Source organism: Methylophilus glucosoxydans (assembly GCF_042676145.1).
Lineage (GTDB): Bacteria > Pseudomonadota > Gammaproteobacteria > Burkholderiales > Methylophilaceae > Methylophilus > Methylophilus glucosoxydans.
On the sequence record NZ_JBHTJW010000003.1, the window covers coordinates 54,493 to 80,961 of the forward strand.

31 protein-coding genes are annotated in these 26,469 nt (G+C 52.8%); 20 read left to right on the plus strand and 11 right to left on the minus strand.

Going from position 1 to position 26,469, the window contains the following annotated elements; all coding sequences use genetic code 11:
* The first annotated feature begins 53 nt into the window (after positions 1 to 53).
* The 11 genes from ACFQ1T_RS11950 to ACFQ1T_RS12000 all read left to right on the plus strand — a co-directional run bounded on the left by ACFQ1T_RS11950 (position 54) and on the right by ACFQ1T_RS12000 (position 9,362).
* Positions 54 to 1,022, plus strand: a complete 969-nt coding sequence (locus ACFQ1T_RS11950) for a DUF58 domain-containing protein (RefSeq protein ID WP_379077049.1) — start codon at positions 54 to 56, stop codon at positions 1,020 to 1,022.
* On the plus strand, positions 1,019 to 1,990 hold the full coding sequence (locus tag ACFQ1T_RS11955; RefSeq protein WP_338656826.1) for a hypothetical protein: 972 nt from the start codon (positions 1,019 to 1,021) through the stop codon (positions 1,988 to 1,990). Before ACFQ1T_RS11950 ends, ACFQ1T_RS11955 begins: the two co-directional genes overlap by 4 nt.
* Positions 1,991 to 1,992: 2 nt before the next feature.
* A complete protein-coding gene (locus ACFQ1T_RS11960; protein WP_338656827.1) occupies positions 1,993 to 3,024 on the plus strand; it encodes a vWA domain-containing protein in 1,032 nt (343 codons plus the stop codon).
* Positions 3,021 to 3,638 carry a hypothetical protein gene (locus ACFQ1T_RS11965; protein WP_379077052.1) on the plus strand — a complete coding sequence of 206 codons (618 nt, stop codon included), beginning with the start codon at positions 3,021 to 3,023 and terminating at the stop codon, positions 3,636 to 3,638. The genes ACFQ1T_RS11960 and ACFQ1T_RS11965 overlap by 4 nt, the downstream gene beginning before the upstream one ends.
* Positions 3,638 to 4,702 carry a vWA domain-containing protein gene (locus tag ACFQ1T_RS11970; RefSeq protein ID WP_379077055.1) on the plus strand — a complete coding sequence of 355 codons (1,065 nt, stop codon included), beginning with the start codon at positions 3,638 to 3,640 and terminating at the stop codon, positions 4,700 to 4,702. Before ACFQ1T_RS11965 ends, ACFQ1T_RS11970 begins: the two co-directional genes overlap by 1 nt.
* 6 nt (positions 4,703 to 4,708) lie before the next feature.
* A complete protein-coding gene (locus tag ACFQ1T_RS11975; RefSeq protein ID WP_275357149.1) occupies positions 4,709 to 5,305 on the plus strand; it encodes an SRPBCC family protein in 597 nt (198 codons plus the stop codon).
* A gap of 45 nt (positions 5,306 to 5,350) precedes the next feature.
* Complete coding sequence (locus tag ACFQ1T_RS11980) at positions 5,351 to 5,803, plus strand: hypothetical protein (RefSeq protein WP_379077058.1); 453 nt, start codon at positions 5,351 to 5,353, stop codon at positions 5,801 to 5,803.
* A 9-nt stretch (positions 5,804 to 5,812) separates the two neighbouring features.
* Positions 5,813 to 6,247, plus strand: coding sequence for a thioredoxin family protein (locus ACFQ1T_RS11985; RefSeq protein ID WP_379077061.1), 435 nt, complete (start codon positions 5,813 to 5,815; stop codon positions 6,245 to 6,247).
* Between the two features lie 85 nt (positions 6,248 to 6,332).
* Positions 6,333 to 7,307 carry a YVTN family beta-propeller repeat protein gene (locus ACFQ1T_RS11990; protein WP_379077064.1) on the plus strand — a complete coding sequence of 325 codons (975 nt, stop codon included), beginning with the start codon at positions 6,333 to 6,335 and terminating at the stop codon, positions 7,305 to 7,307.
* 179 nt (positions 7,308 to 7,486) lie between these two features.
* Positions 7,487 to 8,443, plus strand: coding sequence for a beta-propeller fold lactonase family protein (locus ACFQ1T_RS11995; protein ID WP_379077067.1), 957 nt, complete (start codon positions 7,487 to 7,489; stop codon positions 8,441 to 8,443).
* A gap of 184 nt (positions 8,444 to 8,627) precedes the next feature.
* Entirely contained in the window at positions 8,628 to 9,362 is a 735-nt protein-coding gene (locus ACFQ1T_RS12000) for a hypothetical protein (RefSeq protein ID WP_379077070.1), read from the plus strand.
* 88 nt (positions 9,363 to 9,450) lie between these two features.
* Here the strand turns inward: ACFQ1T_RS12000 and ACFQ1T_RS12005 are convergent, their stop codons facing one another.
* The 3 genes from ACFQ1T_RS12005 to ACFQ1T_RS12015 all read right to left on the minus strand — a co-directional run bounded on the left by ACFQ1T_RS12005 (position 9,451) and on the right by ACFQ1T_RS12015 (position 11,411).
* On the minus strand, positions 9,451 to 9,969 hold the full coding sequence (locus ACFQ1T_RS12005) for an REP-associated tyrosine transposase (protein ID WP_379077073.1): 519 nt from the start codon (positions 9,967 to 9,969) through the stop codon (positions 9,451 to 9,453).
* Between the two features lie 478 nt (positions 9,970 to 10,447).
* A complete protein-coding gene (locus ACFQ1T_RS12010) occupies positions 10,448 to 10,906 on the minus strand; it encodes a hypothetical protein (protein WP_379077076.1) in 459 nt (152 codons plus the stop codon).
* A gap of 88 nt (positions 10,907 to 10,994) precedes the next feature.
* Entirely contained in the window at positions 10,995 to 11,411 is a 417-nt protein-coding gene (locus ACFQ1T_RS12015; RefSeq protein ID WP_379077079.1) for a hypothetical protein, read from the minus strand.
* Between the two features lie 386 nt (positions 11,412 to 11,797).
* Between ACFQ1T_RS12015 and ACFQ1T_RS12020 the strand changes: the two genes are divergently transcribed.
* Positions 11,798 to 13,177 carry an ATP-binding protein gene (locus ACFQ1T_RS12020; RefSeq protein ID WP_379077082.1) on the plus strand — a complete coding sequence of 460 codons (1,380 nt, stop codon included), beginning with the start codon at positions 11,798 to 11,800 and terminating at the stop codon, positions 13,175 to 13,177.
* Positions 13,174 to 13,812 (plus strand): response regulator, encoded by a 639-nt coding sequence (locus tag ACFQ1T_RS12025; RefSeq protein ID WP_379077085.1) that lies wholly within the window; start codon positions 13,174 to 13,176, stop codon positions 13,810 to 13,812. The genes ACFQ1T_RS12020 and ACFQ1T_RS12025 overlap by 4 nt, the downstream gene beginning before the upstream one ends.
* A 41-nt stretch (positions 13,813 to 13,853) precedes the next feature.
* On the opposite strand, the gene ACFQ1T_RS12030 is transcribed toward ACFQ1T_RS12025, so the two are convergent.
* On the minus strand, positions 13,854 to 15,170 hold the full coding sequence (locus ACFQ1T_RS12030) for a Y-family DNA polymerase (RefSeq protein WP_379077088.1): 1,317 nt from the start codon (positions 15,168 to 15,170) through the stop codon (positions 13,854 to 13,856).
* 133 nt (positions 15,171 to 15,303) lie between these two features.
* Between ACFQ1T_RS12030 and pqqA (ACFQ1T_RS12035) the strand changes: the two genes are divergently transcribed.
* On the plus strand, positions 15,304 to 15,375 hold the full coding sequence (gene pqqA, locus ACFQ1T_RS12035; RefSeq protein ID WP_081624291.1) for a pyrroloquinoline quinone precursor peptide PqqA: 72 nt from the start codon (positions 15,304 to 15,306) through the stop codon (positions 15,373 to 15,375).
* Positions 15,376 to 15,638: 263 nt separating this feature from the next.
* On the opposite strand, the gene ACFQ1T_RS12040 is transcribed toward pqqA (ACFQ1T_RS12035), so the two are convergent.
* The 3 genes from ACFQ1T_RS12040 to ACFQ1T_RS12050 form a co-directional block, all read right to left on the minus strand.
* Positions 15,639 to 16,517 carry an alpha/beta fold hydrolase gene (locus ACFQ1T_RS12040; RefSeq protein ID WP_194747362.1) on the minus strand — a complete coding sequence of 293 codons (879 nt, stop codon included), beginning with the start codon at positions 16,515 to 16,517 and terminating at the stop codon, positions 15,639 to 15,641.
* Between the two features lie 2 nt (positions 16,518 to 16,519).
* Complete coding sequence (locus ACFQ1T_RS12045; RefSeq protein WP_194747360.1) at positions 16,520 to 17,140, minus strand: LexA family protein; 621 nt, start codon at positions 17,138 to 17,140, stop codon at positions 16,520 to 16,522.
* A 178-nt stretch (positions 17,141 to 17,318) separates the two neighbouring features.
* Positions 17,319 to 17,942, minus strand: coding sequence for a LexA family protein (locus ACFQ1T_RS12050; RefSeq protein ID WP_379077091.1), 624 nt, complete (start codon positions 17,940 to 17,942; stop codon positions 17,319 to 17,321).
* A 113-nt stretch (positions 17,943 to 18,055) separates the two neighbouring features.
* On the opposite strand from ACFQ1T_RS12050, the gene ACFQ1T_RS12055 reads away from it, so the two are divergent.
* Positions 18,056 to 18,871, plus strand: coding sequence for a sulfite exporter TauE/SafE family protein (locus ACFQ1T_RS12055; protein WP_379077095.1), 816 nt, complete (start codon positions 18,056 to 18,058; stop codon positions 18,869 to 18,871).
* 127 nt (positions 18,872 to 18,998) lie between these two features.
* Positions 18,999 to 19,460, plus strand: a complete 462-nt coding sequence (locus ACFQ1T_RS12060; protein ID WP_379077098.1) for an RDD family protein — start codon at positions 18,999 to 19,001, stop codon at positions 19,458 to 19,460.
* Positions 19,461 to 19,575: 115 nt separating this feature from the next.
* On the opposite strand, the gene pqqA (ACFQ1T_RS12065) is transcribed toward ACFQ1T_RS12060, so the two are convergent.
* The gene (gene pqqA, locus ACFQ1T_RS12065) at positions 19,576 to 19,647 is read right to left on the minus strand and encodes a pyrroloquinoline quinone precursor peptide PqqA (RefSeq protein ID WP_081624291.1); all 72 of its coding nucleotides are present in this window, start codon (positions 19,645 to 19,647) and stop codon (positions 19,576 to 19,578) included.
* 195 nt (positions 19,648 to 19,842) lie between these two features.
* Here pqqA (ACFQ1T_RS12065) and ACFQ1T_RS12070 point away from each other — a divergent pair, with 195 nt between their 5' ends.
* The 4 genes from ACFQ1T_RS12070 (at position 19,843) to ACFQ1T_RS12085 (ending at position 24,209) form a co-directional block, all read left to right on the plus strand.
* On the plus strand, positions 19,843 to 20,502 hold the full coding sequence (locus ACFQ1T_RS12070) for a YoaK family protein (RefSeq protein ID WP_313983349.1): 660 nt from the start codon (positions 19,843 to 19,845) through the stop codon (positions 20,500 to 20,502).
* A 92-nt stretch (positions 20,503 to 20,594) separates the two neighbouring features.
* Complete coding sequence (locus ACFQ1T_RS12075) at positions 20,595 to 22,226, plus strand: alpha-D-glucose phosphate-specific phosphoglucomutase (RefSeq protein WP_379077101.1); 1,632 nt, start codon at positions 20,595 to 20,597, stop codon at positions 22,224 to 22,226.
* Between the two features lie 33 nt (positions 22,227 to 22,259).
* Complete coding sequence (locus ACFQ1T_RS12080) at positions 22,260 to 23,813, plus strand: M48 family metalloprotease (RefSeq protein WP_379077104.1); 1,554 nt, start codon at positions 22,260 to 22,262, stop codon at positions 23,811 to 23,813.
* A 33-nt stretch (positions 23,814 to 23,846) separates the two neighbouring features.
* Positions 23,847 to 24,209, plus strand: a complete 363-nt coding sequence (locus ACFQ1T_RS12085) for a putative quinol monooxygenase (protein ID WP_379077106.1) — start codon at positions 23,847 to 23,849, stop codon at positions 24,207 to 24,209.
* A gap of 20 nt (positions 24,210 to 24,229) precedes the next feature.
* On the opposite strand, the gene ACFQ1T_RS12090 is transcribed toward ACFQ1T_RS12085, so the two are convergent.
* Genes ACFQ1T_RS12090 through iscX form a run of 3 tightly spaced genes read right to left on the minus strand, consistent with a single transcriptional unit; the run spans position 24,230 to position 26,349 of the window.
* Complete coding sequence (locus tag ACFQ1T_RS12090) at positions 24,230 to 24,736, minus strand: retropepsin-like aspartic protease family protein (protein ID WP_379077109.1); 507 nt, start codon at positions 24,734 to 24,736, stop codon at positions 24,230 to 24,232.
* Positions 24,737 to 24,747: 11 nt separating this feature from the next.
* Positions 24,748 to 26,154 carry a phosphomannomutase/phosphoglucomutase gene (locus tag ACFQ1T_RS12095; protein ID WP_379077112.1) on the minus strand — a complete coding sequence of 469 codons (1,407 nt, stop codon included), beginning with the start codon at positions 26,152 to 26,154 and terminating at the stop codon, positions 24,748 to 24,750.
* The gene (gene iscX, locus ACFQ1T_RS12100; protein WP_194747352.1) at positions 26,155 to 26,349 is read right to left on the minus strand and encodes a Fe-S cluster assembly protein IscX; all 195 of its coding nucleotides are present in this window, start codon (positions 26,347 to 26,349) and stop codon (positions 26,155 to 26,157) included.
* Between the last annotated feature and the right edge of the window lie 120 nt (positions 26,350 to 26,469).

Here is a 26,469-nt window from a genome sequence, read left to right on the forward strand (position 1 = left end):
GCAGGTTCAAGTCATGATGCAGACCGATGTATGTGTATGGATGTGAGTGAAGCATGGTAGCTGCAAGCAACGCAATGGCGCAACAGACCGGGCAGGGGCCTATGCAGCCTCTCTCGGCGGCGTCCGTGCAAGCGGCCTTCGAGCCGCACCAGTTCTTTTATCCGGTGCCATGGCGGGCACACAGCTATCACGCGGGCGCGACGCTCACCAAGCATCATGGCAACGGTACTGACTTCGCTGGCTATGCTTCTTTACTGGCTTGCCCGGATCCCAAACGGATTGATATTCGGGCCAGTGTACGCACGCAGCCACAGCAATGGCTGGTCAGGACCTATCTGGAACGTGCGGCTATTCATGTCTATGCCATTGTGGATGTTTCCAGCTCCTTATTTTTTCAGGGCCCTTCTGCCCAAGACTTGCAGCAGCGACTAACCCGGTTTGTCGCGTCGCTCGCGTGGTCGGTAACGCGCCAGGGCGATGGCTTCGGCATGCACGCTGCCAGCGACCATTTACCAGGCAGTTTGCAACGCCTGCCCAGTTTTCAGCCTGGCACAGCGCAGCAAGTACATGGGCTGCTCAATGACTATTGGCAGCAGGCGCGCAGTTTGGGTGCTGATCACGGCCACACGGCCAGCGCGCTCCCTGCTGCGATAGAGGCCATCGGTCCACGGCGTGCGCTGGTATTCCTCATCTCTGACTTTTTCTGGCCCGAGGCATTATTGCAAGCCACCATGCGTGCGGCTCAGCCACATGATGTGGTGCCTGTGGTATTGCGCGATGCCTCGGCGTTTGAGGCATTGCCGGCGTTCGGCTGGGCGCGATTACGCGATATGGAAACCGGGCAGGAGCGCAGCTGGCTATTGCGGCGCAAGTTGCGCACACAGATCGCCGCGGATGCCGCGCAGCAAACGCAGTCGCTCAATCTTGGCTTGGTCAAGGCGGGTGCCAGATCCCCTTTGTGGCTAGCCCCAGATTGGCGTGCGGAAGACGTGAGCCGACACTTGATGGAGACGATGGCATGAGTATCACAAGCAACCGGTTTGCGGGCACGATGCAGTTTACGCGCTGGCTGGCGACATTTTTTGCAGGGTATCTGCTGGCGGCCACTACGCTGGCATATGCCGCCAGCACCACAGCAAGCACCCAAGCCACAACGCACGCCAGCATACGCGTAGAAAGCGCCACGCGTGAGGCAGATTACACGCTGGGCAGCATTGCAACACAGCATCTCAAGATTCATGTCCCGCCTGGTTTTGTGCTGGATCCGGCCAGTTTGCCTGCCCCGGCACAAAATGAGGCCATTGAGCTGCGCGATGCCCATTGGCAACATGAGGACCTAGCGAATGAGCGCGTGATTAACCTGCAGATAGACTGGCAAATTTTTGTTGCCGGCGACACGGTTAAAATCCTGCCCTTAAAAAAACTGCACCTTGAATTCACCTGCGATCAGTCCAGCTGCGCCCAGCAACGGTTGACCGTTGATGTGCCGCCAGACAAGGTCATTGTGTCGAGTTTGCTGCCTGCGCGGATTGATGCCGAGCACGTCAAGCTTTACCCGGATGCGCCCATGCCAAGCTGGCCGCTCGCGCCACAACTGTGGTCACTGGCAGGTTGGGGCAGTGCGCTTGTACTGGCATTGCTTTACCTGGCCTGGGTGGCCGGCTGGATCGCCTTGCCACAAGAAAAACACATGCCTTTCCGTCAGGCCTGGCGCCAGATACGCAAACTCAGGGGAGGGGCGGCCTCGGATAGTTTGCAGGCCATGCGCTTGCTGGTGCGGGCCATGGATCAATTTGCCGGGCATGCGGTGACTGCCGAAAATCTGCCACAGTTAATGCAGCAGCAACCCAGGCTACAGGCCTATGCGCCTGCGCTTGAGGCCTTTTACGCGGATGTACAGCAGGCGTTTTTTGCTGGCCGAGCTGTGACGTCTTCGATCGCTTTGCTGACACAATTAGCCAAAGATTTGAGTCAACTGGAGGTCGCTTAAGCATGTGGCAGGCCTGGGGGCAATCCGTCATCACCTGGAGCGGCTTGGGGGAGTCATGGGGGCTGACACAGGTGTGGCCCTTGCTGTTATTGCCATTGACCGTATTGCCCTGGTGCATGCGTGGTCAACGGCATTTCAAGCATCCGGCCTTGCAAGGGTTGCCCGAAGACCCGCTCTCTGTCTGGCTGGAACGTGCCTGGAAAATCAGTTTAAGTACTTTGCTGCTGGCACTGGCCATTGCGCTGAGTGGCCCGTTTCTAAAATCGCAATCCATCGAAAAAATTGGGCGCGGTGCGCATGTGATGATTGTGCTGGACCGCAGCGCCAGCATGAACGAGCCGTTTGTGAACAAGGGCGATGCTCAGGCGCGGCAACCGAAAATGCAGGCCGCGCGTGAGGTGTTGAAGTCATTGGTCAAGCAGGGCCATGAAGACCTGATGGGCATGGTGACCTTTAGTACCTCACCGATTCTGGCGGCGCCTTTGGGGAATGACCGGGCGTTTGTGCAAGCCGCGCTGGAAGCGACCGAAGCCGGTGGCATGGGTTTTACGGCGGTCGCGCGCGGACTCGGCATGGCGCTCGATTATTTTGCCGATCAGCCGGTGACCGGGGCGCGTGCGATTGTGCTGGTCTCTGATGGCGGTGCACACCTGGATGGCAAAACCCAGGACATGTTGCGTGCCATGTTTATGCGGCAACAGGCCTCTTTGTACTGGATTTACCTGCGCTCTGAAAACGGCGTCACCATCAAGCAAAGCCTGGCCGAAGGCGAGAATATTGACGCCTATCCCGAGGTGGCCTTGCATGACTATTTCCAGACGCTCAATGTGCCTTATCACGTGTATGAGGCAGAAAATCCGCAGGCGGTCATGGCGGCCGTGCGCGATATCGCCAAGCTTAAAAACAAACCAACCCGTTACCTGGAACCGATTGCACGACAAGACTTGAGTCAATACGCCTATGGTCTGGCCTGGCTGGCAGCCTTGCTATTAATCGCGATGGTACAACTGGAGTTAACACGGTGGCAAACATGAGTCATCCCAACATAAGAAGGCAATGGATCAATCATTTACGCCGCGGCGGGCTGTGGGCTGCGCTGCTGGTGGTGCTATCACTGGTGATGCTGGCGCGTCAGGGCGTGGAGCTCTATCAGTCTGCAGTGTATAGACACAGCCTGGCGCCGCATGTGCTGATCCGTTCTACCCTGCTGGGGGCTGATCAGACGCCGCAGGCCTTGTTTGCCAATGCAGTGTTTTATGACGATCAACTCAAATCTGATCAGGCGCTGGCGCAGTATGCCGCCGTGATTGCCCGCACCACCGATAGCCAACCCTTGCGCAAGCAGGCCTATTTCAACTCGGGCAATGTCTATTTGCGCACGGCAATCCGCTTGCTCGAACAGCGTGGCCTGCCTGCCTGGGATGAGGCGGGCCCACTGGTCGCCCTGGCCAAAGAGAGTTACCAGAAAGCCTTGCGTATCGAGCCTGACTGGTCAGAGGTGAAGTACAACTATCATCTCGCCCTCAGACTGGCGCCGACCACCCACGGCATGAATGGGCCACAACAGTACGAAGACGAGCAGATTAAAGCAGAAGAGCAACCCAGTGGCTGGCCTGCCATGCCTGGCAATCCGAGAGGCATGCCCTGATGATGGCTTGGTTTAAACAACTCAGGGCTTTGCTCGTTGGCAGCCCTGAAAACGCGCTGGTGACGCCCGGGCTTGTCTGGCGCAAGCGATGCTTGTGGCTGATTGCGCTGTTGCTCACGCTCACGCTCTTTCATCCGCAACTGAGTTTACCCAACCGTGTGTATGACTGGTACTTTGTGGTGGATATCACACAAAGCATGAATGTGCCCGACTATCAGCTGAATGGGAAAAGCATCAGCCGCCTGGAGATGGCCAAGCAAAGCATACGCAAAACCCTGTCTGTGTTGCCCTGTGGCTCACGCGTGGCGCTGGGCATGTTTACCGAGCGCAATACGGTTAATGTGGTGAAGCCGGTGGAGGTTTGCAGCCATTTTGCCGCGCTGGATCATACCGTCGCCAGCATGGATTGGCGCATGGCCTGGGCCGCAGATTCGTTTATCGCCCATGGCCTCTATCACGCGCTGGAACAAGCGCCGTTGTTGGGCAAACAGATGCGCCTGCTGTTTTTTACCGATGGCCAGCAAGCGCCGCCGGCCAATCCGCAATACATGCCCAAATTTGCAGGCAAACCTGGTGAGGTGCAAGGCTACCTGGTGGGCATGGGCAAGCCCACACCGAGCAAGATCCCCAAACTGGACGAGAAAAATGCCGTAGCCGGCTATTGGGAGCAGGAAGAGGTTCAACGGTTTGGCAACTTTGGCATGGCCGAAACGCTGTCAGTGCTGGCCATGGAGCAGGGGCAGCATGACCGCAATTCCGGACATGGGCCAGGGAACGAACTCTTAAGTAATGCCCATTTATCTGCGCTGGATGAAAAAAACTTGCAGCGTCTGTCGGTAGAGACCGGTTTGCATTACGCCAGGCTGGAGCATGTGGCACAAAGTGGTGACTGGGCGACCGGCTTGGGCATGACGGCCTGGCGCTGGGCCAAAACCGATTTGCGGCCCTGGCTGGCGGTGCCTGCCTGCCTATTGTGGCTCATGTTTATGGGGCTGACGTTTGCCGATAGCCCCTGGCTGCTTGGCATGCGGCAAATGTTTAAACGATTTTTTAAGAAGGAGTAGTGTTTTATGAAGTGGTCTTTATGCGGAATGATGATGTTGTTAAGTGTGCAAGCTTGGGCACACGGGCCTACGCCGCAAAAAACGGATGAATCCATCCAGGTCAACGCATCGGCTGACGCGGTATGGAAACGTGTCAGCAGCCCATGCAGTCTGGCGCAATGGCATCCGCAAGTCACGGCTTGCGAGCCTGTGAACGACACCCAGCAAAAACTGACCCTGAAAAACGGCAAGCAATTGATGCAGGAAATCGACGAAGTGTCTGCGGCAGACATGACCGTGTCTTATCGTCTGTTTGGGGACATTGATCTGGAAGCGCTGCCTGTGAGTTCTTTGAACGGCAAAATCAAAGTTGCTGCTGATGGCAGCAACGCCAAAGTGACCTGGAGTGCCCGTTATTACCGCGCCTTTACCGGCAATGAACCCCCTGCAGGCCAGGATGATGAATCCGCCAAAAATGCGGTGGATGCCTTTGTCAAAGCCGGTTTACAGGGCTTGAAAGAAGGTCGCCAGAATGCTGCGGCAAACAGCCAGGGCTGGCGCCAAAAACTCTGCGCCAGTTTGCGCCCCTTGTTTAAACGCATGGGTTCCAGCCTGTGTGCATAAATTGAGCTCCGCCGTGTTGATTGTTTGGATTCAGCGAGGCATGTCATGGTGAGTAAACACTTAGGGTTATCCCGGCAGTCTGGATGGCTGTGTATCTCTTCAGTGGTCAGTCTCCTGGCCCAGTGGGCAACGATGATGTTGCCAGCCGTAGCTTGTGTTTTGGCCGCAGCCAGTCTGCCCGCCAGGGCGGAAGAGGGCGTCGCCAGCAATGAGGCAACATGGGTGATACTCGAAGAGACGGATGACTCGTTATGCCTGGCGCATGGCGGCAAACTGATCACGCTGGCCCTGACTGACAGCGGCCAGCGCGCTGCCCCGGCCGGACTGGAGGTGTGGGTGGACCGCTGGTTTATGCAGGTGCAGACCGCAGACCATACCCGCCATCAACTCACCGCCGAACACCCCAGTCAGGAGTTGGGGTGCTCACAAAGCATCGCTGGCCCGCAACACTGGACACTCAGTACCATTAAACGCCTGCCCGAGCAGGCGCATCCTTAGGAATCTCGTATGCAAACAACCAGCCCTTCCGATCCGCAATCCAATCTGGCATCTACCCAAACCGCTGCCGTGGTGCAGACACTGGCAAGCCAGGCGCAATTCAATGCGTGGGTGCAGGCGCATCCGCTCGCCGTGGTACTGTTCACGGCCGAATGGTGTGAGCCTTGCCAGACCTTTGCCCCCGTCCTGGCAGCGGTTGCCGCCCAGCATCCACAAGTCGCGTTTGCGGTAGCCGATGTTGATGTCGCCACCGATCTGGTCGCCAATTTCCAGGTGACACAAGTGCCTGCACTCATGGCGGTGCGTGATCGCGTCATCATTGATATGGTCAGGGGCGCCATGCAGGCGCATGAGCTGCAGCACCACCTGCAAATGTGGCAAGCGCTGGATATGCGCGCCATCAACGCACATTTCTCCCAACAGAGCGCCTCTGCTATTGCATGAAAAATTCCTGACCCTTTGCGGGAACAGGTCTCAATCCTTACGGCTCACATCGCGCTATCGTAACGCTTGTATGAGGACGATTGATGTGAGCGCGTGCTGGCGCCTGCGCTTGAAAGCGTTGTCGGTTACGCTCAGTCTTTGTTTTACGCTGGGCGCATCCGCGGCAGAGTTCGCCTATATCACCAATCAGGGAGAGCACACGGTTTCGGTCGTAGACCTGCGTCAACTGCAGGTGATCAAAACCATCCCGGTCGGCCAGTCGCCGGTCGCCGTCGCCATTCATCCTCAACAGAAAAAAGTGTACGTGAGCAATGTCGATGGCCGCTCAATCTCGGTGATAGACATCACGCGGCAGCAAGTGGTGCAGACTCTCGCGCTGCCGATTGCCCCGGTCGGACTGGCCGTGAATCAGGCCGGTAACCGTTTGTATGTGGCTGACTGGTATCACCATAGTTTGCTGGTGGTTGAGCCGGTGCACGGGCAAGTGCTGGCGAGCATAGAGGTGGGGCAGGCACCAGGCGGCTTGCAGTTAAGTCGCGATGGCCAGACGCTCTACGTGGCGAATCGCGACAGTAATGATGTGAGCGTGGTCGACACGCGCGCGAACAAAGAACTGCGCAGAATTAAAGTGGGCGAGCACCCGTTCGGTTTGGGGCTGAGCCCCGATGGCAAGCAGCTGTATGTGGTGAATGTGTACTCAAACTCAGTGAGTGTGATAGCCACGCATGACCAGCGCGTGGTGGCCACGCTTAGCGTGGGGCGGCACCCTTACTGTGTGACCACAGACCCGCAAGGGCAGCGCTTGTTCGTCACCAACACCGGCGAAGATAGCGTCAGCGTGATTGACCTGGCCAGCCAGCGGCCGCTGGCTAAAATTCGCGTCCCCGGCACGCCCGAAGGCATTGCTTTTGACCGCCAGCAACAGCAGCTCGTGGTCACCAGCTGGATGGACAACGTCGTAGCCGTCATTGATGGACAGCGGCTGGACTCGCCGCGACAGGTCAAGGTTGGGGCACAGCCGCGCGCCTTTGGTGGATTTGTGTTTGAGGCTAGCGAATGAGTATAGCGTCGGGAGTTTATCCCGGTTAAATCGGGAAGCATGACGCTATTGCCAAGGATTTTAAGTGCTTAATATGCAATGGTCATTTAAATTTCAAATTTAATTGATTTGCATAAAGTATATCTCCATGTTCTGGCCAGTTGTTGCAGCAACTGGCCGACTTTTTTTAAGGATGCTCTATGCAATACGCTCGATTGTTGACCCTCACCGCAGGCCTGCTAGCCAGCCTCACTCTCAGCGCCCAACCGCTCGCTTATGTGCCTAACGAAAAAGACGGCACGGTTTCAGTGATTGACACCAGCACCGACGAAGTCATCAACACCCTGCCCAAAAAAGGCAAGCTCGGCAAAAAAGTGCAGGCTGCTGCCATACATCCCAGCAATCAAAAACTCTACGTCGTTGTGCGCGATAAAAACGCCGTCTCGGTGGTAGACACCAAGCTGGGCAAACAAACTGCCCTGATCAAAGTCGGCGACGAACCAGAAGGCATTGATATTTCACCCGACGGAAAATTGCTGGCCGCCTGTCTGGAAGAAGAAAACGCGGTCTCGCTGGTAGACCTGCAAACCAACAAGCTCAAACACACCATCAAAACCCAGGGCAAAAACCCCGAGCATTGCGTGTTTTCACCCGACCAGCAATGGCTGCTCGCCAGCAATGAAGAGAGCAACAACGTGGATGTGATTAACCTCAACACGCTCAAATCAGAACACCTGATCGCATCCACCAAACACCCGCGCGGCGTTGGTTTTAGCCCCGATGGCAAATGGGCTTATGTCGCAAATGAAGCCGCCAGCCTGCTAGAGATTGTCTCTACCGCCGACTGGAAAGTGCAAGCCAATATCAAGGTCGGCCTGCGCTCTAACGGCGTTAAGGTCAATGCCGATGGCAGCCGTATTTACGTTAGCAACGGCGGCGATCATAACCTCAGTGTAATCGATACAGCCACCCGCGAAGTCATTGCCACCATCCCCGTCGGCCAACGCCCGTGGAATATGGCACTCACGCCGGACGGCAAAAAACTCTATGTCGCCAATGGCCGTAGCAATAATGTCTCGGTGATTGATACCCAAACCAATGCCACGCTGAAGGATATTTCTGTGGGGAATCTGCCTTGGGGGGTGGTGATTCGTTAGGTTTGACTGGCCATTGTTACTTTTCGGGGGCCATCAATACAAAAGTCGGCGTATCGTACACACGTACGCACTATGAGGTCTCTTAAAATTGGATTGAGAAAGAAAGACAATATATTCAAAGCATGATCAGCACGGCTAGTATATTTCCTTGGTTTAAGCATTCGTGTGCATTGCGCAAAATTTAATGATTTTTAAAGTTAAAGGTTTGAAATTGATAAGTAAACAATTTTTAATGACTATTTTTTTGCTAATTTCTTTTAATAGTGTAATGGCAGAGAGCATTTCTATTAGGCCCATTGTAAAGAGTTCAGTTGAGGAGTGTCAGGTTGAAAAGTTGAAATTAATTGGCAACCTAAATAAACCTGAAAAGGATTATGTTTTTCAACATCCATTAAGCCAAATATCTCTCTTCAAAAGAATGCTTGCCCAAAATAATGCAGCTGTAGATTATCAAGAGAAAATGAAAAACAATATAAAACAATGCACTGAATTTATATCTTTAGCAAAATCATATGGTGGCAATATTAATAGTGTTGAAATTTTAAATAGCGACAATATTAATGAGGCAATGGATTTAGGTTGGAATCCTGACACGGTTGAGTCTGTATTTAAGATTCACCCTATTGGAGTCAATACACTCATCGAAAACATTCAGGGCTTTGTATTTTTTAATGGGGATTACGAATGTTATGAACGTCTTCTAAGTGCATTTAAAAAAATTAATGGTGTTGATAATAATGGAATGACACCACTAGCCTTGATATCACAAATTAGAGCCAATTCTGAATTTAAAGACAACATCATAAAAATGCTTGTGAAGCATGGTGCAAAAACATCATGGAAATTCAAGTCTAAAACATTTAGAGCCATTGATTACTACAACGGAAATAGTCAAGAGGTTATGCAAATTCTTATGTGATTGTTAAAGTCGAGTAGTCTGTAGGGTGGGCAACTCGTTGCCCACGCGTAAACTCGTTATCCGTCACCAAACGCTCGATCCACAAAATCTAGCCCAACACCCCAATGCTCATATCATAAACGCCCGCTTTAACATATCGGTGAAATGTTGAATAAGGCCAATCTTTCACATTGCTCACTAAGCCATGCTTAAGCGGGTTGAAATGCAAATAATCCATAAATTTTGCATAATCGTTATCATCGCGAATTTGATGCTCCCAATAACGGCGTTGCCAAATGGTCGATTCACGATGTTTTGTTTTGGATGCTGACATCCATTCTGTATGGTTTAAACGCGCACCGCAAGCACGGCTCACATAGCGTTTAATGAGTTGCCAACGAAGCGCAAAGTTTGCATCATTGGGTGGTAGCGTCCATATGGCATGGATATGGTCTGGCAACAAAACCCATGCATCGATTGTAAACGGGTGGTCAGTACGGACTTTTTGGATGGCATGTTTTAACGCATCACGTACATCATCATCACAAAGAAATCTTTGCCTGCGGTAAGTCACTACTGTGAAAAAGTAAGTAGCTCCAGCAGTATTCGCGCGACGATAACGTGACATGGTGGAATTGTGCGTGAGTTTTACCGCGTGGGCAACGAGTTGCCCACGCTACCAGGCTATCGCGCAGCGTCCAGCGACCGAAGGGAGCGAGGTTGAGCGCCATGTTATGAGCGACTACTTGAATAAGTCAGTGTAAAAACTATTAATGCTCGGATTTTGAAATTGGATTACTTTTAGAAGTTCGTATGCATTTGGTGTTCTTGGTAATTCTCCTAAGAGATTCCCGTAATCATCTATAAACTCAACTTTCATTTGCTCCTCCCAAGAGTACCTTTCTTCGTCAAGATAATACTTGAAATGTAGCTTATAAACTCTAATGTTTCGGCCGATATGGTTTGTAATGTAAACTAGGTCTATACGTGAATCAGGCCCAAGTATTAGTGGGATTGGATCCGTGCTTTGCCAAAGCACTTGATTGTGCTGGGTTAGTTCGATAAGTTTGTCAATTATTTCAACGGCCTGTCGTGTGCTAAACATATTAATTACCCACCATTAGTGATTTTCTGTGATGAACAAGCTCAGCAGAAACGACAGATAAGCTTGTTTTTATTTCTCTGGCCGAAGCCTCGTTTTTTTTGCTAAAAAACCAAATCCTTGATCGGTATTTTTTGATCAGTTTTCTGGCATTTTTTATATCAGACAAAAGATCGTCATTGGAGCCCTTTTGCATTGATCGTAATTCGACATCCACCAAAGCGAACTGTTCTTCTATTTGTTGTTTATTCTCTGTGTACTGGCGAAGTAATATGGTAACTTCGCTTGATATGTTTAGAATATTTTCAGCATGGGTGTCAATGCTTGATCTAAATAAAAATCTTTTTTTGATTTTCACAACGGCTGTTGCGGTGAAAAACGTCACGGCAAGACCAAGCAGTGACGCCCAACTTCCTACGTCGCTTAAATTCAAAGAAAGAATGTAGTCGATTAATTTTTGCATCAGTTTTGACACTCAACTCTTGGCTCATAACGTTTGAATTAACGGGCTGGCTTTAGCCAGTCCCTGTTGAATGATGGGTTGGGCATAATTATTCACCTGCCACAAAATAAATCATACGCCAGCCCTCACTGGTTTGCTTAAAACCAGCACGATAACTTGTACCCGCATTTTTAGGACACTCAATGGACTGGTCAACCTTTTTCACACAATCTCGGCCTGTAACACGATAAAGCTTTTTTAAAAGAGATGGATCAGCTTTCCAAGCTTGAATGGCTTGCTCCGCATCACCATCACCACCAAAACTCCAAACAAACTCAGTGACCATCAGTTTTTTCAGTGCGTCTGTATCTTTTTTACTTGCAGCCGCATGTACTTTTGAAATAAGAGCTTGCGCCTCTATTGGAATAGGTGCTGCTAGTGCCGGTATGCTGAGTGTTGTGAAAACCAATAAGCTGATAAAGCGCATACCTAATGTCATGATGCCCAACGTAAAGTAGGCATTCATGACGCAAAACTTTCCGGCATGGATGCTTTTTTAATTGAAGGTTTAAGGCTTTTATTTAACATTTTCAAGCTGTTATTAATTTTAGACCATCCTAAAATACAACCTTAACTGCGTCAACTTCTATCAGTTGTATACAATAATCAACACCTTTTAATGGCATATTCATCAAAAGTCGAGTTTGCCGAGAACAGTTCCATGCCTTCTGGCTTGGCTTAGCTTGAGTAAGAAGCAATCCGTCCAATGGGGCTTTGTGGTGAGCAGGCAGGTTTTGTGTGAGGCGTTACAATTGGCATGTGACCCCACGCCTTGATAATTTCTTGCTGTATGAATGAATAGGGAAAAATTCCCGAATGTTTTTGGTGAATACTCTTTAAAATCCCCCTAGCATGATGAAATCTCTCAGCCTTCAATTCAAACTCAATCTGATTATTACCCTGTTGTTGCTTGGGTTGCTGCTGACGTGGGCGGTATCTGTGGTTAAAAACGCGCGTGAAGATGTGCTGGCGGAGGTGCAGTCGACGAGTAATCTGGTGATGCATTTGCTGGATGCGGAGATTGCCCATTACATGACGGACTTTGGCTGGTTGCAGCATAACCAGCAAGAAGGGGTGCAGATTTTCCGGCTGGATGAGTTGAGGAATATCCGCCATTTGAAGGTGGATTTTTACGATAACAATGGCCGGTTGCGCGAATCTAACCGAAGTACGCGCATGGCGCATAGCGGGGAAGACCCCCCCAAATGGTTTGTGAAGTTGCTGGATATTTCGAGTGTGCTGAATGAGCCCAAGCGCAAAAATATCATTTTGAATGGCCGTTTTATTGGTGAGCTGGTGATTACGCCGGACCCTAGCTTTGAGTTGCGCGAGATTTGGGATGATACGTCTGGCTTGCTTGCGATTGTGAGTTTGTTTGGCTTGAGTGTGCTGCTGTTTGTGTATTGGACGGTGCGGGCGACGTTTAAGCCGGTTAAGCAGATTATTCATGGCTTGAACCAGATTGAGCGCGGTGAATACCAGAGCCGTTTGCCGGGTTTTGAGCAGGTGGAGTTGAGCGAGATTAGCGACAAGTTCAACAGTATGGCGAGCACGCTTGAACAAAGCATTCGCAACAATCACCGCTTGACCCAGCAGATTATTCATTTGCAGGAAGAAGAGCGTAAAAAACTTGCGCGCGACTTGCATGATGAGATCGGCCAGTATTTGACTGCGGTGCATGTGGATGCGAGTGCGCTGGTGGCGGCGAAAAAGCTCAGCTCAGCGCGGGAGAGTGCGCAGGCGATTGCGCAGATTACGCGGCAAATGATGGTGACGATACAGGATATTTTGTCGCGCTTGCGTCCGCGTGTGTTGGATGAATTGGGGTTGAGCCTGGCGCTGGCGGAGTTGATTCATCACTGGCGCGACCGCAATCGCGGCATTATGGTGGTGAATCAGATTTCTAACCATTTGTTGCAGCCGGATGAAGCGCTGTCGGTGACGGTGTACCGCATTTTGCAGGAGTGTTTGACCAATATCAGCAAGCACGCCGCCGCGACACGGGTGACGATTGAGGTGAAGGAGACGGAAAACGGCCTTTACCTGATGGTGGAGGATGACGGACGGGGCTTTGATCCGCAGTCGCAAACGCGCGGTTACGGCTTGGCCGGGATGCAAGAGCGGGTAGAGGGCTTGATGGGGCGCATGCATATTCATACGGCGCCTGGTCAGGGGACGCGCATAGAAATCCATTTTCAGATGACAGAAGCATTTCAGGAAGCAGCGGTATGACAGTCAAGGTGGTGTTGGTAGATGATCACACAGTGGTGCGATCAGGGTTAAGGCGTCTGCTTGAAAGCCACAAGTCGATAGAAATTATCGCCGAGGCGGATACGGGCGAACAGGCTTATCAGGTGTATGGTGAGGTCATGCCTGATGTGATGCTCATGGATATTTCCATGCCAGGCATGGGCGGGCTAGAAGCCGCCAAGCGTATTTTGCAGCGCTATCCACAAGCCAGAATCATCATTTTCTCTATGCATGAGGCCGTTTCGTTTGCCGCACAGGCGCTTAAAACCGGTGTGAAAGGCTATGTGACTAAAACCGGCGTGGCTGAGGACCTGGTACAAGCGGTGCTGGATGTGTCCAAAGGGCGCACGTTTTTAAGTCAGGATGTGGCGCAGAAAGTCGCGTTACAAACCCTGGTGGGCGACAGTAATCCGCTCCAACAGCTGACGTCACGAGAGTTTGAGGTGTTTCGGCTACTGGCCGAGGGCAAACGGGCGGATGAGGTGGCAGACATGCTGAAAATCAGCCAAAAAACCGTGGCCAATTACTACACCCTGATTAAGCAGAAGCTCTCTGTGAACAGCCCGGTAGAAATGGTCAGGCTGGCCATGAAACATGGGCTGATTGATGCGAGCTAACAAGCTGATAAGCTCAGCTTTTATTTGTTAAGCCTTTACTCTCAATCCACACACAGCAGGTCTTTCCAGTTGGTCGTATAACTCGGGCTCTTGCGCGTTTGCTTCATTTGCCAAGGCTGTTGTCGGCCTTCGCTTGCCAGCCGCAAGGTGGCTCTGCCCATTTTGCGGTTAATTGCGTCCATGGCCTGCATCAGCCGCGCAGTGTTGTCGGCTTGCGGCCCTGAATGAAACAAATCCTGTTGTATTGCCTGCGCAGGCACCAATTCGCCCAAGGATACGCCGGCTTTGGCATAGTCGTGTCCGGGCTGGTAAATGCGCCTGAGTGCCCAGAGTGCCGCTTTGACCAGTTGCCGGGTATCGTGCGTGGCCACCGGTAGTGGCACGGTGAGGGCATTGCTGTAAAAGCGGCTGTCCTCGCGGAAGGGGCTGGTGCGGATATACACATAGACACTGCCAGCAAACAGCTGTTTTTTGCGTAACTTTTCGGCAGCACGGGTCGTGTACAACGTCAGCGCTTCAGACAGGCCTTCGATTTCTCTGACCGGCTGGCCAAAGCTGCGTGTGCTCAAAATCTGTTGCTGAGGCCCGCGCACTTCTTCGAGTTCCAGGCACACGGTGCCATTCAGTTCACGGATGGTTTTTTCCATCACCACGCTAAAGCGCCTGCGCATGGTTTCGGCATCACTATATTTGAGGTCATAGGCGGTGTGAATCGCTAGCGGACGTGCATGCAGCGTGGCGGCCAGGCGGCGGCCGATTCCCCAGACTTCATCCACCTGTATTTCGGCGAGACGGGCATCTACCGCGGTTGGCGGCAGGGCGTTGAAATTGCATACGCCTTGCATGGCAGGGGTATGCTTGGCGCAGTGATTGGCGAGTTTAGCCAGCGTTTTGCTGGCGCCTATGCCGACACACACCGGTAAACCGGTGCCGCGCATGATGGTTTGCCGCAAGGTTTGTGCATACTCGGTCAAATCGCGCCGCGTAAACCCGGTCAACTCCAGAAAGCATTCGTCAATGGAGTAAATCTCCTGTGCCGGACTGAACTGACGCAAGATGGACATGACGCGGTTGCTCATGTCTGCATACAAGGCATAGTTAGAGGAGAAGGCAATGACGCCAGCGCGTTCTGCCTGCTTGCGAATCTGGAACCAGGGCGCGCCCATGGCGATGCCCAGCGCTTTGGCTTCGGCGCTACGCGAGACCACGCAGCCATCGTTATTGCTCAATACCACCACGGGCCGTTGGCGCAATGCGGGTTTAAACACGCGCTCACAGCTCACGTAAAAGTTATTCACGTCAATCAGTGCAATGGTGCGTGCATGCATGCTTGGGCAGTCTGTCGCGTTCATTGGCATGAGGTGTGTTTCATGAAATTCCCTAATCCTTGTTCATGATCGGCAATAGCAGGATTTTGGCCCGCCGGGTCGATAATACTTTCACACGGGCAAGACATGGGGTCGGCCCGGGACAACAACAAGGAGATCAATCATGTGGACTAAACCAGCTGCAACTGAAATGCGTTTCGGTTTTGAAGTAACCATGTACGTCATGAACAAATAATTGTTCTGACTGACGGACAAGAGACCCGGTCGCCTAGTACCGGGTTTTTTGTGCGCGACGCATGACTCTCTTGCCGGTTTGCAACGCGCTGTTTTTGATGTTGCCTCAATGTCTCACCCATCAGCATGGCGGCCGTCAGCATAGAAGACGGCTGCCTGATACGACATTCAGCTGGATGCGCTGGCATGCGCATGCAGACCAGACACCTAGCCGCGACTCCCCTTGTTAGCAAGCCTGATCGCGGCTTTGCACGTCGCGCTTGATTAATAGGCGTAGGCTGCGCGCATGGAGAACATGCCCGGTGTCGCCTGCAGGCGCGGTTTGGCGGCGGTTTTTGGTTTGAGGAAGGCATGAATCGCTGCCGCCAAACGGGCGGGTTCATCGTATGGCAGCCCGTGCCCTGCATCCTGAATGACCTTGTATTGCAGATCAGGATTGATGCGGTGCAAGGCGCGTGCCGTTTCCGCCGAGACCACGCCTTCGCTGCCAAGCAGCATTAAGGTGGGCACATAAATATTGCGGATCAGTTCATCAAACTCTGGATTCGGTGGAATCAGCACATCAAATGCTTGCAGGCTGGTTTGCAGTCTGGCTTCTATCAGGTGCTCGATAATGGCCGAGGCGCGAAAACGGTGTTTCGCCTTGTCTGCTTTAAATAATGCTTCTTTGCTGGAAGTCAGCATCTGTTGATGTTGCTCAACCAGCTGGCGGTGATAGACCTCATGCGGCCACTCTGCACTCAGAAAGGTCGGGTCTGCCAAAATCACGCCATTGATCGCCAGGCCGAGTCTGCTGGCGACCATGGCCGCAGTCATGCCTCCCATGGAGTGGCCGAGCAGGTAGGGCGATTTGATGCCCAGCGTGCGGATCAGCTCAATCACATCATTGGCGTGGTCTTGATAGGTGTAGCCATGCAGGGGCGCGCTGGATTGGCCATGGCCGCGCGCATCCGGCATGATGATGTCATAGTGTTGCTCCAGCGCACGGGCAATGGGTGACCAGCATACGCTGTTGCCGGCCAGGCCGTGCAAGGCAATGATGGTCGGTTTGTTGCCGCCAGTGCGCAGGTAGTGAATATTGATACCGTTTGCTCTGCAAACGCCATCTGTCCAGTGAGAAGCAGGGGTATTTTGACGTGCCATGATTAAAACTTTCTAAAAGAACCAGTCACCACGCCCCAGATTTCAAACTGCATGTGTTGCGAGATCAGGATAGGGGCGTATCTTCCTGATGAATTAGCGGGTAATAACTTGGGCATACCATCTTTTTGTTTGGCCAGGGTTTTGACCGTAAATTCGCCATCAATCATGGCCAGCACAATATCGCCCACAGCGGGCACCTTGTCTTTTTCAATCACGGCTTTATCGCCAGGCATGAGGCCCACCTCAATCATGGATTCGCCTTGTATCGTGACAAAGAAGGTTTTGTCGGCCTTGTTGATCAGATAGGCATTCGGGTCCATGCGTGCATCGACATGGTCGTCAGCAGGGGACGGTAATCCGGCGGGCACTTTGGACTCAAACAGCGGCAAACTGACCTGGTCAAGCTCAGCTGATAACTGTGTAAATTCTTCAATGCGATCGAGATGGTCTTTCAGCTGCGCCAACCGCTGTTTTTTCGCGTAGGCCTCCAGAAAGTCGCTGATGACCGGCTTTTGGCTGTTAGGCACGCGCATGACCGAGGTTTCTTCCCGGTAGGTGCCTGTGCCTGACTTGCGCCCGGCGCCCGCTCTTTTGCCGCCGTGTGTATTGTCTTCATCGTTCATGGAAATTATTGTAACAGCAATCAAGTGATATTGTAACAATAATCAAGATTTTTTTAAGTGTGATGAAAAAAACGAGTGCACCCTGGCTAGGGGGTCACAGCAAACAGCTGTCGGTGGGCACAGTGTGCCCGGATGTGTGACTGATCAGGAATGGGTTTTTTGATGGATCTGCAGGTGCTTATCTGAAGCGCCTGAATGAGCCAATGACGACGCCCCAGATTTCAAACTGCATGCCGTCTTCGATCAGAATCGGGCGGTACTTGCCTGAGGCATTGGCCGGTAACAGTTGTGGTTTGCCATTTTTTTGTCTGGACAGGGTTTTGATGGTGAATTCGCCATCAATCATGGCCAGCACAATATCACCCATCACCGCCTGTTTGTTTTTATCCACCACGGCTTTATCGCCAGGCATGAGGCCCACCTCAATCATGGATTCGCCTTGTATGGTGACAAAAAACGTTGTATCTGCCTGATCAATCAGGTATTCGTTGGGGTCCAGCCGTTGTTCGATATGATCATCCGCAGGCGAGGGGAAGCCTGCCGCCACTTTGGACTGAAATAAAGGTAAGGCAATGCCTGACGTATCGCGCGCCGGTTGCGCAAAAGATTGCGGGTTATCCAGGCTATCCGGTGATGGTTGCCGCTGTTTGCGGCCATAGCTGGCCAGCAATTGGCGAATGGCGGCCTGTTGGCTGGCAGGCACACGCATGCCCGTTGTCGCTTCCTGGTATAAGCCAGCGCCAGGGTTGCGCCCGGCACCTGGGCGCTTGCCCCCAGCTTTTTGATCAACCATCTCGTTCATTTGATTATTGTAACAAAAATTAGTGCGTGGGCAGTTAAACAAAACAGGTGGGATGCAAAAGAAAAAATAATCTCAGAAGGTATACTGTGCGGCCTATCATTCAAAAAACTGCTATGGACTGGTTAACCGTTTTTTTTGAACAATATGCTGTGTTTTGCCTGATGGGCGTGATTGTCGGTGTCTTGTCTGGCTTGCTCGGGATTGGTGGCGGCATTGTACTGGTGCCCATGCTGCATGCCATTTTGGTCGCCAAAGGCTTTGCAGCCGACACGGCTTTTCATATGGCACTGGCGACCTCGATGGCTTGCATCGTGTTTACCTCGCTTTCCAGCATTTTGGCGCATCATAAAAACCAGAATATTGTCTGGCCCTATGTGTGGGCCATGGTGCCGATGGCGTTTGTGGGGTCGTTGCTGGCGACGTTGGTGGCGATTCATCTGGATGCCAGGTATTTGACGCTGTTTTTTGCCACCTTTACTTTTTTTGCGGCGGTGCAATTATTTCTGGATCGCAAACCGACCCAGCATAAAGTGCCAGACAAGGTTGAGATTGGCCTGGTTTCATTGCTGATAGGCGGTGTGTCTGCGCTGGTGTCGATTGGCGGCGGAACCTTGACGGTGCCTTATTTAGCCATGCGCAATGTGTCGGTGAAGCAGGCGATTGGGACCTCGGCGGTATTGGGCTTTCCGATTGCTCTGGCCAGTACGGTCAGTTATTTGCAAGATGCCTGGCGGCAAACCGCACATGCGCCAGAAACGTTTGGCCTGCTGTATTTACCCGCGGTGATACTGCTGACGCCTTTTAGCATGCTCTTTGCACCAATGGGTGTCGCCCTAACGAGACGACTTCCGGTCAAGGTCTTGAAGCGCATTTTCGCCGTTTTTTTGATCGGTGTGAGTCTGAATCTGGTATGGTCACAACTGTCCTGAAACATCTTTTGCCTCGCGACATCCACCAGTCAGCTTGCAGTCGTCCATGGTTATCCGTTGTCGCTATAATGTTGGTCAGCAGGCTAGCCAGCGCTCAACATTCAATCATCATTATCAGGGAGAATACATGCAGGTCGATGAACTGGAGTATGTTAGTTTTTGGGCGCGTGTCGGGGCTTCGCTCATTGATACGATCTTGTTGGGTGTGATTATCTGGCCAATCCTGACCGCCTTATATGGCGAGTCCTACTGGTCCAGTCAAAAGATGCTGCAAGGCCCGATGGATTTCATCATGTCGTGGTTGTTTCCTGCCGTGGCGGTGATCATTTTCTGGCTGACAAAGCAGGCGACACCGGGAAAAATGGCTATTTCAGCAAAAGTAGTCGATGCAAGAACTGGACAGAGTTTAACCACAGGGCAATCTATCGGCCGTTATCTGTCCTATTTTCTTGCTGGTCTTCCGCTGGGCCTGGGGATTCTGTGGGTGGCTTTCGACCGTCGAAAGCAAGGATGGCATGACAAACTTGCGGGAACCGTTGTGGTGCGTCAGAAAAACAGGCATCCGGAACCGGTCACCTTTGAGCGCTAGCATATTGTTTTTCGGGTGAAAGACCGTGGATATCTGCGAACTTACCCGCCATAAAAAAACCGCCGGAGTCCGGCGGTTTTTTGTTCAGCTCACTTGTGATTAAGACAAGCGCTGATTATTTGTTCATGACGTACATTGTTACTTCAAAGCCAAAACGCATTTCAGTTGCAGCTGGTTTAGTCCACATAATCGTCTCCTTAAGTGTTTGTTTAAATGCATCATGATTGATGTATTTGTATGACTCTCACTATACGCGGGTGTTTCAATCCAGGCCTGAAGCGAATCCGTAAAAACGGCTCATGATTTTACGTAGTTTTTATAATCAGGTCGCTCACTCGGCGTAGAATAAGGCTGTCTGGTCTATGCAGGATTCGAGGTCTATATGATGCAGCGATTGCCACGCTGGGTAGAGTGGGGCGGGTTTTTAATGGCATTGAACGCCGGCTTTATTAATGCGGTGGGGGTATTAGGCTTCAGACATCAGGCGGTGTCGCATCTCACCGGGATTTCGACTTTTTTCTCCATTGAAATCATGCAGGGCGACGGGTTGCAGGCCTTGCACCTGCTCTGCGTGATGCTGTTTTTCTTGCTGGGCGCCATGCTCAGTGGTGTCATCATCGGGCATGAGGCACTCAAGCTCGGGCACCAGTATCATTGGGCGTTATGGCTGGAGGCCGGCTTGTTGGCCGCTGCTATCCTGCTGTTGAATACGGGCTGGCACAGCGGACAGTGGCTGGCCTCGGCGGCTTGCGGCTTGCAAAATGCCATGACCAGCACCTATAGTGGCGCCGTGGTGCGCACCACGCATGTCTCGGGCCTGTTTACCGATATCGGCATTGCACTCGGCTTGCGCTTGCGCGGCCAGGCCGTGGATAAGCGCCGGCTCACACTGTATTTGTTGCTGATAGGCGGGTTTGTTTGTGGCGGGGTATTGGGTGCCTGCAGCTTTATGCGCTGGCATTTTAATGCCTTGTGGTTGCCGGTGGGCCATGTGGCCGCGTTGTCGCTGCTGTATTTTAGTCTGCGTCATCGCGCAGCCTGAATCATGCGGAGAAATCCCGCCGCACACAAAACTGCCATCAATTTGTAATACAATCAAGCTTAGATTTTTTTACATTTCACGAAGCCCATATCATGTCGATTCAAACTGTCGCTACACAAGCTTTTTCTGATCAAAAACCCGGGACCTCTGGCTTGCGCAAAAAAGTGCGCGTTTTTCAACAGCCACACTACCTGCAAAACTTTGTGCAAAGTATTTTTGATACGCTGGAGATTCCTGCCAATGCGACTTTGACGCTGGGCGGGGATGGCCGCTACTTCAATAAAGAAGCGATTCAGGTCATTATCAAAATGGCGGCGGCCAACGGCTTTGGTAAAGTGCTGGTCGGCCAGCACGGTATTCTGTCTACACCGGCGGCTTCTCATCTGATCCGAAAATACCAGACTTTTGGCGGCATTATTCTTTCTGCCAGTCATAATCCAGGCGGACCGGATGACGATTTTGGCATCAAATACAACACCAGCAACGGCGGTCCGGCACCGGAAAAAATCACTGATGCCATTTTTGCCAATAGCAAACAAATCAGCCAATACAAACTGGCCGACTTGCCAGAGGTGGATCTCTCCAGTATCGGTGTCACCACCCTGGATGGCTTCGTGGTTGAAGTGATAGACGCGGTCAGTGACTATGCTGAACTGATGGAAAGCATGTTTGATTTTGCTGCCATCAAGCGCTGGCTGGCCGCGGGGCATCGGCTGACGTTTGATGCCATGCATGCCGTGACCGGGCCGTATGCCAAAGAGATTTTGGGCAATCGCCTGGGCGCGTCTGCAGACAGCCTCATGAATTGCGAAGTCTCCGAAAACTTTGGGGGCGGCCATCCGGACCCTAACCTGACCTATGCCGAAGACCTGGTCAAAGTGGCGTATGGCGCACAGGCCCCGGATTTTGCAGCGGCTTCTGATGGCGACGGGGATCGCAACATGATTCTGGGCAATCACTTTTTTGTCACACCGTCTGACAGTTTGGCCCTGATTGCTGCCAATGCCAAATTGATCCCGGCCTATGCTCAGGGCTTGTCTGGCGTCGCCCGCTCGATGCCAACCAGTGGTGCCGTAGACCGCGTGGCCGCCAAATTGGGCATCGCTTGTTACGAAACACCCACCGGCTGGAAGTTTTTTGGCAATCTGATGGATGCTGGCCGTGTGACCTTGTGTGGTGAAGAAAGCTTTGGTACCGGCAGTGACCATGTCCGCGAAAAAGATGGCTTGTGGGCGGTGTTGTGCTGGTTGAATCTGCTGGCCGCCACGGGTGAGAGCGTTGAGTCACTGGTGCGCAAACATTGGCAAACCTATGGCCGCAATGTGTATTCTCGCCATGACTACGAAGGCGTGCCCACCGAGCAGGCCAATGCTGTGATGGCACATATCAAGGCCCAGTTTGCCAGCTTGCCTGGTCAGGTGTTTGGCAGCTACACCGTGAACACGGTGGATGACTTCAGTTATACAGACCCCGTCGATGGCTCTGTCAGCACTGGCCAGGGCTTGCGCATTCTGTTTGCCTGCGGCTCACGGGTGGTGATCCGTTTATCCGGCACCGGCACTGAAGGTGCCACCATCCGCGTTTATCTGGAGGCCTTTACGCAAGACCCGGCTCAGCAACAGCTCGATGCTCAGGAAGCATTGGCAGAACTGATTACGGTCTCGCATCAGATTTCGCAGTTGCCACAGCTGACTGGCAGACAGCAACCTACGGTGATTACTTAAGCAAAGGCTGCACAGGGAAGCCGTGGAGTGATCATGATCAAAAAAAGCATTCTTTGTCCGCTGATAGTATCTGCAGGCCTGCTGGCTTGCGGGGTGAATCCGGTCACCAAAGAGCGGGAGTTTCAGTTTGTCTCGCAAGACAAGGAAATCCAGATTGGCCAGCAAAATTATAGCCCGGCGCGTCAATCGCAAGGCGGCGACTACACGCTGGACCCTGAGCTGACACGCTATGTGCAGCAAGTCGGCCAGCGGTTAGCCGCGGTCTCTGACCGCCCGGATTTGCCCTATGAGTTTGTGGTGCTCAATGACTCAGTGCCCAATGCCTGGGCTATGCCGGGTGGCAAAATTGCGTTTAACCGGGGCCTGTTATACGAATTGAACAGCGAAGCTGAACTGGCGGCCGTGTTGGGCCATGAAATTGTGCATGCGGCGGCCAGGCATGGTGCCAAAGGCATGGAGCGTGGCATCTTTATGCAAGGGGCCATGCTGGCGGTGGGCCTGGCCACGCGTGACTCCAATTATGCCAATCTGGTGGTCGGTGGCGCGCAATTGGGCGGGCAACTGATCACGAGCAAATATGGCCGTGAGGCTGAGTCCGAGGCAGATCACTATGGCATGAAGTATATGAAGCTGGCCGGTTATGACCCTGCTGCGGCGGTGACGCTGCAAGAGACCTTTGTCCGGCTCAGCCAGGGCAAACGGCAGGATTTTCTGTCCGGCTTGTTTGCCAGCCACCCGCCTTCGCAAGAGCGTGTCGATCTCAACGAAAAAACCTTGGCCGGGCTGGGCACTGGCGGTGAGATGGGTAAAGAGATTTATGCACAAAAAGTCGCCAAACTGATGGCGACGCGCGAGGCTTATAAAGCCTACGATGAAGGCAAAGAGGCCTTGCAAAAAGGCGATACCGAAAAAGCAAAAACTTTGGCGAAAAAAGCCATCAGCATCGAGCCGCGCGAAGCCCGTTTTCAGGAGTTGCTGGGCGACATTGCCCTCACCAAGAAAAATACTACCGAAGCGCTGGCGTTTTACGACAAAGCCATCCAGATGCAACCGGACTACTTCAAGCCCTATGTGCAAAGTGGCATTGCCTTGTTTAATGCAGGCAAAAAAGAGCAGGCGGAATCCTTTTTGAAAAAAGCCAACGCCTTGTTACCAACGGCACCAGGCTATGCCTTGCTCGGGCAGATTGCTGAAGGGCGCGGTGAAACCGCTCTGGCGTTGCAGCATTACCAACTGGCGGCAAGTTCAGATTCCGAAATCGGCAAAGAGGCTGCGGCAAGAGCCATGCGACTCGATTTACCACGTAACCCTGGCCGCTATTTGCCGGCTGGCCCGCTGGCTGATGATACCGGCATGGTTTACGCTGCCGTGCAAAATAACAGTAATGTGCCGGTGGGGCGCGTGCAAGTGCGTATGCTGCAATACGACAGCCGTGGCCGCATGGTTAACCAGACGCGTTCGATGTTGATTACGGGCGGCATTGCCCCCGGTCGGCGCGGTTCAGTGGCCACCGGTGTCCGCATCATCGACCAGGCCGATTTACAGTTTTTCCGGGTCGTGGTTGAAGGCGCCGAACTCGCCAATTAATCACGCGATTATTCAATCATTTGGTTTTATCCTATGGCCATTACCGATTCCTGTGTCTCCGTCTCTCCCTACTTTGAAATCCAGCCTGGCCAGGCTTCTGCCTTTCGGGCGATTTGCGAAAAATATGTGAGCTGGTCATCCCGTGAGCCTGGTTGCCTGTATTACGGCTTTAGCTTTCACGGTGACCTGGCCCATTGCCGCGAAGGGTTCACCAATGCAGAAGCGCTGTTGGCGCATATCGAAAACCTGCGGCCGATTTTGCACGAGATGGGTGAAGTGTCTAAGCTGGTGCGGATTGAAGTGCATGGGACAGAAGCTGAATTGGCCAAGCTGAGGGAGCCGTTGGCAGGGATGCATCCGCAGTGGTTTGTGCTCGAATTCGGCTACAGAAAATAGCCTGAAATTTAATAGCAGCCTTATTCTGCGTTCTGAATGGTCATGGTGCCTTTGTATAAGCGTACATCCATTCTGCCTAAAAAGCTCATGCCGAGCAGGGCATCGCCTTCCAGTCCAGGCGAAATCGTCGCGGCGACATCATGGGCGACGACGCCACCCAGTTGCACGGTTTTAAGCCTTACCAAATAAGCGACCGCCGTGCCGTTGGCAGTGTGGGTGCTAATCGCGTCATGGCTGACCAGACCCAAGCGGTCTGCCACATTTTGTGAGATGGCGACACCGGTGGCTCCGGTATCCACCAGAACGCGTACCCGTTCGCCATTAATAAGGGCTTCGGCACTGTAATGGCCGTCGGTGCCGCGCTTGAGCGTCACCACTTTTTGCTGGCCGAGTTGTTCCAGGGTGTTGGGGTGTTGTACGCGGTCTACCAGAAACCAGATCAGTGCAGCTAGCCCCAGCCAGAGCAGGGTGTAAAGCAGGCTGCGCCCGCGGAGATGGTTTTTTTGAGTGGCATGTCGCATGCTCATTCAATGGAGGCTCAAAAAGGGATTTTCAAGTCTGGGTGAGCGCTGAGTAGCCGTTGTTTGAATGTCTGTTGAATGCGGGTTAAGGCCGCATTGTCATCGGCCTCAAAGCGCAAGGTCAACACGGGTGTGGTGTTTGAGGCGCGAATCAAACCAAAGCCATCGGCATACTCAACGCGCAAGCCATCGATGGTGATCACTTCTACTGCGCCCGGAAATTGCGCGGCTTGTTGCAGTTGCGCAATAAAGGCATGTGGCTCGCCTTCTTGCATGGCGATTTGCAGTTCTGGGGTGTTGAGGCTGTCTGGCAGGGCTTCTAGCACGGCGTTGGCATCGGGGCTGCGGCTCACCAGTTCGAGCAGGCGTGCCGCGCTATACAGGCCATCATCAAAGCCAAACCAGCGCGGGGTACCCGCGACACAGTCATTAAAAAACAAATGACCCGAGAGCTCACCACCGATGGCGGCACCCGTTTCCTTGATTTTGGCTTTCATCAGCGAGTGGCCGGTTTTCCAGATCACCGGTTTGCCCCCATGTTTTCGTATCCAGGGCGCGAGATGGCGGCTGGATTTGACATCAAACACCACTTGGCTGCCTGGTTGCTGGCTGAGTATATCCTCTACAAACAACATGAGCTGGCGGTCGCTGCGGATGATCTGCCCGGATCGGGTGACCACGCCCAGACGGTCGCCATCGCCATCAAAAGCAATCCCGATTTCGGCGGTGCCGCTTTGTAACGCACCGATGACGTCTTGCAAGTTTTTGGCTTCCACTGGGTCTGGGTGGTGGTTGGGGAAATGCCCATCGACCTCACAAAACAGTGGCTCGACCTCGCAGCCTAATGCCTGGAAGATGGCGGGCGCGTAGGCTCCGGCGACACCGTTGCCGCAGTCGATGACCACTCGCATAGGGCGTGCGAGCTGGATATCCGACACAATGGCTGCCTGATAGGCAGGATAAATATCGTAGCTGGTTTGATTACCAGCTTGGTCGGGCTGGTAAAACTGCTGTTGCATGATGCTGTGCTTGAGGGCCTGGATGGCTTCGCTACTAAGCGTCTCGCCCGCAATCACCATTTTGAGCCCATTGTATTGCGGTGGGTTATGGCTGCCGGTGATCATGACGCCACTGCGCGTTTGGGCAAGGTAATGCGTTGCAAAATACAGCATGGGCGTAGTGACCATGCCCAGATTCAGCACATTGACGCCAGTTTGCATCAGCCCTGCACTCAAGGCGGTGGCCAGTGCCGGGCTGGATAAGCGGCCATCATAGCCCACGCAGACACTATGCTCGCCGTGCACCTGAGCCAGCGAGCCAAGTGCCAGGCCAATCTGCTGCACAATCTCTTCTGTTAATGTGTCGCCGACAATGCCACGGATGTCGTAGGCTTTGAAAATCGACGCTGGCAGCAATGGAATCATTTATTCGGCTTCTTCTATCCAGGCCAGTTGAATCGCCTCCAGGATTTTTTCGCCGCAGCGGGAGGGCTCATCATCAAAGTCCTCCAAATCCATCACCCATTGCATGAGGTCGGTAAAGCGGATGGTTTTGGGGTCAATCTCGGGGAATTGATCATACAGCTCTTCAGCAATGCGCTGGCTGTCAGTCCATTTCATGGTGGTGGGCTCCTGTCGATGTGAGTGAGATGGGCTCATTATAACTGACAGTAGGTGCCGGATTTGCCAGAATCCACCTACAGCGCTGTCAGACGTGGGGCACTGGTCAGCCTGAGCTGC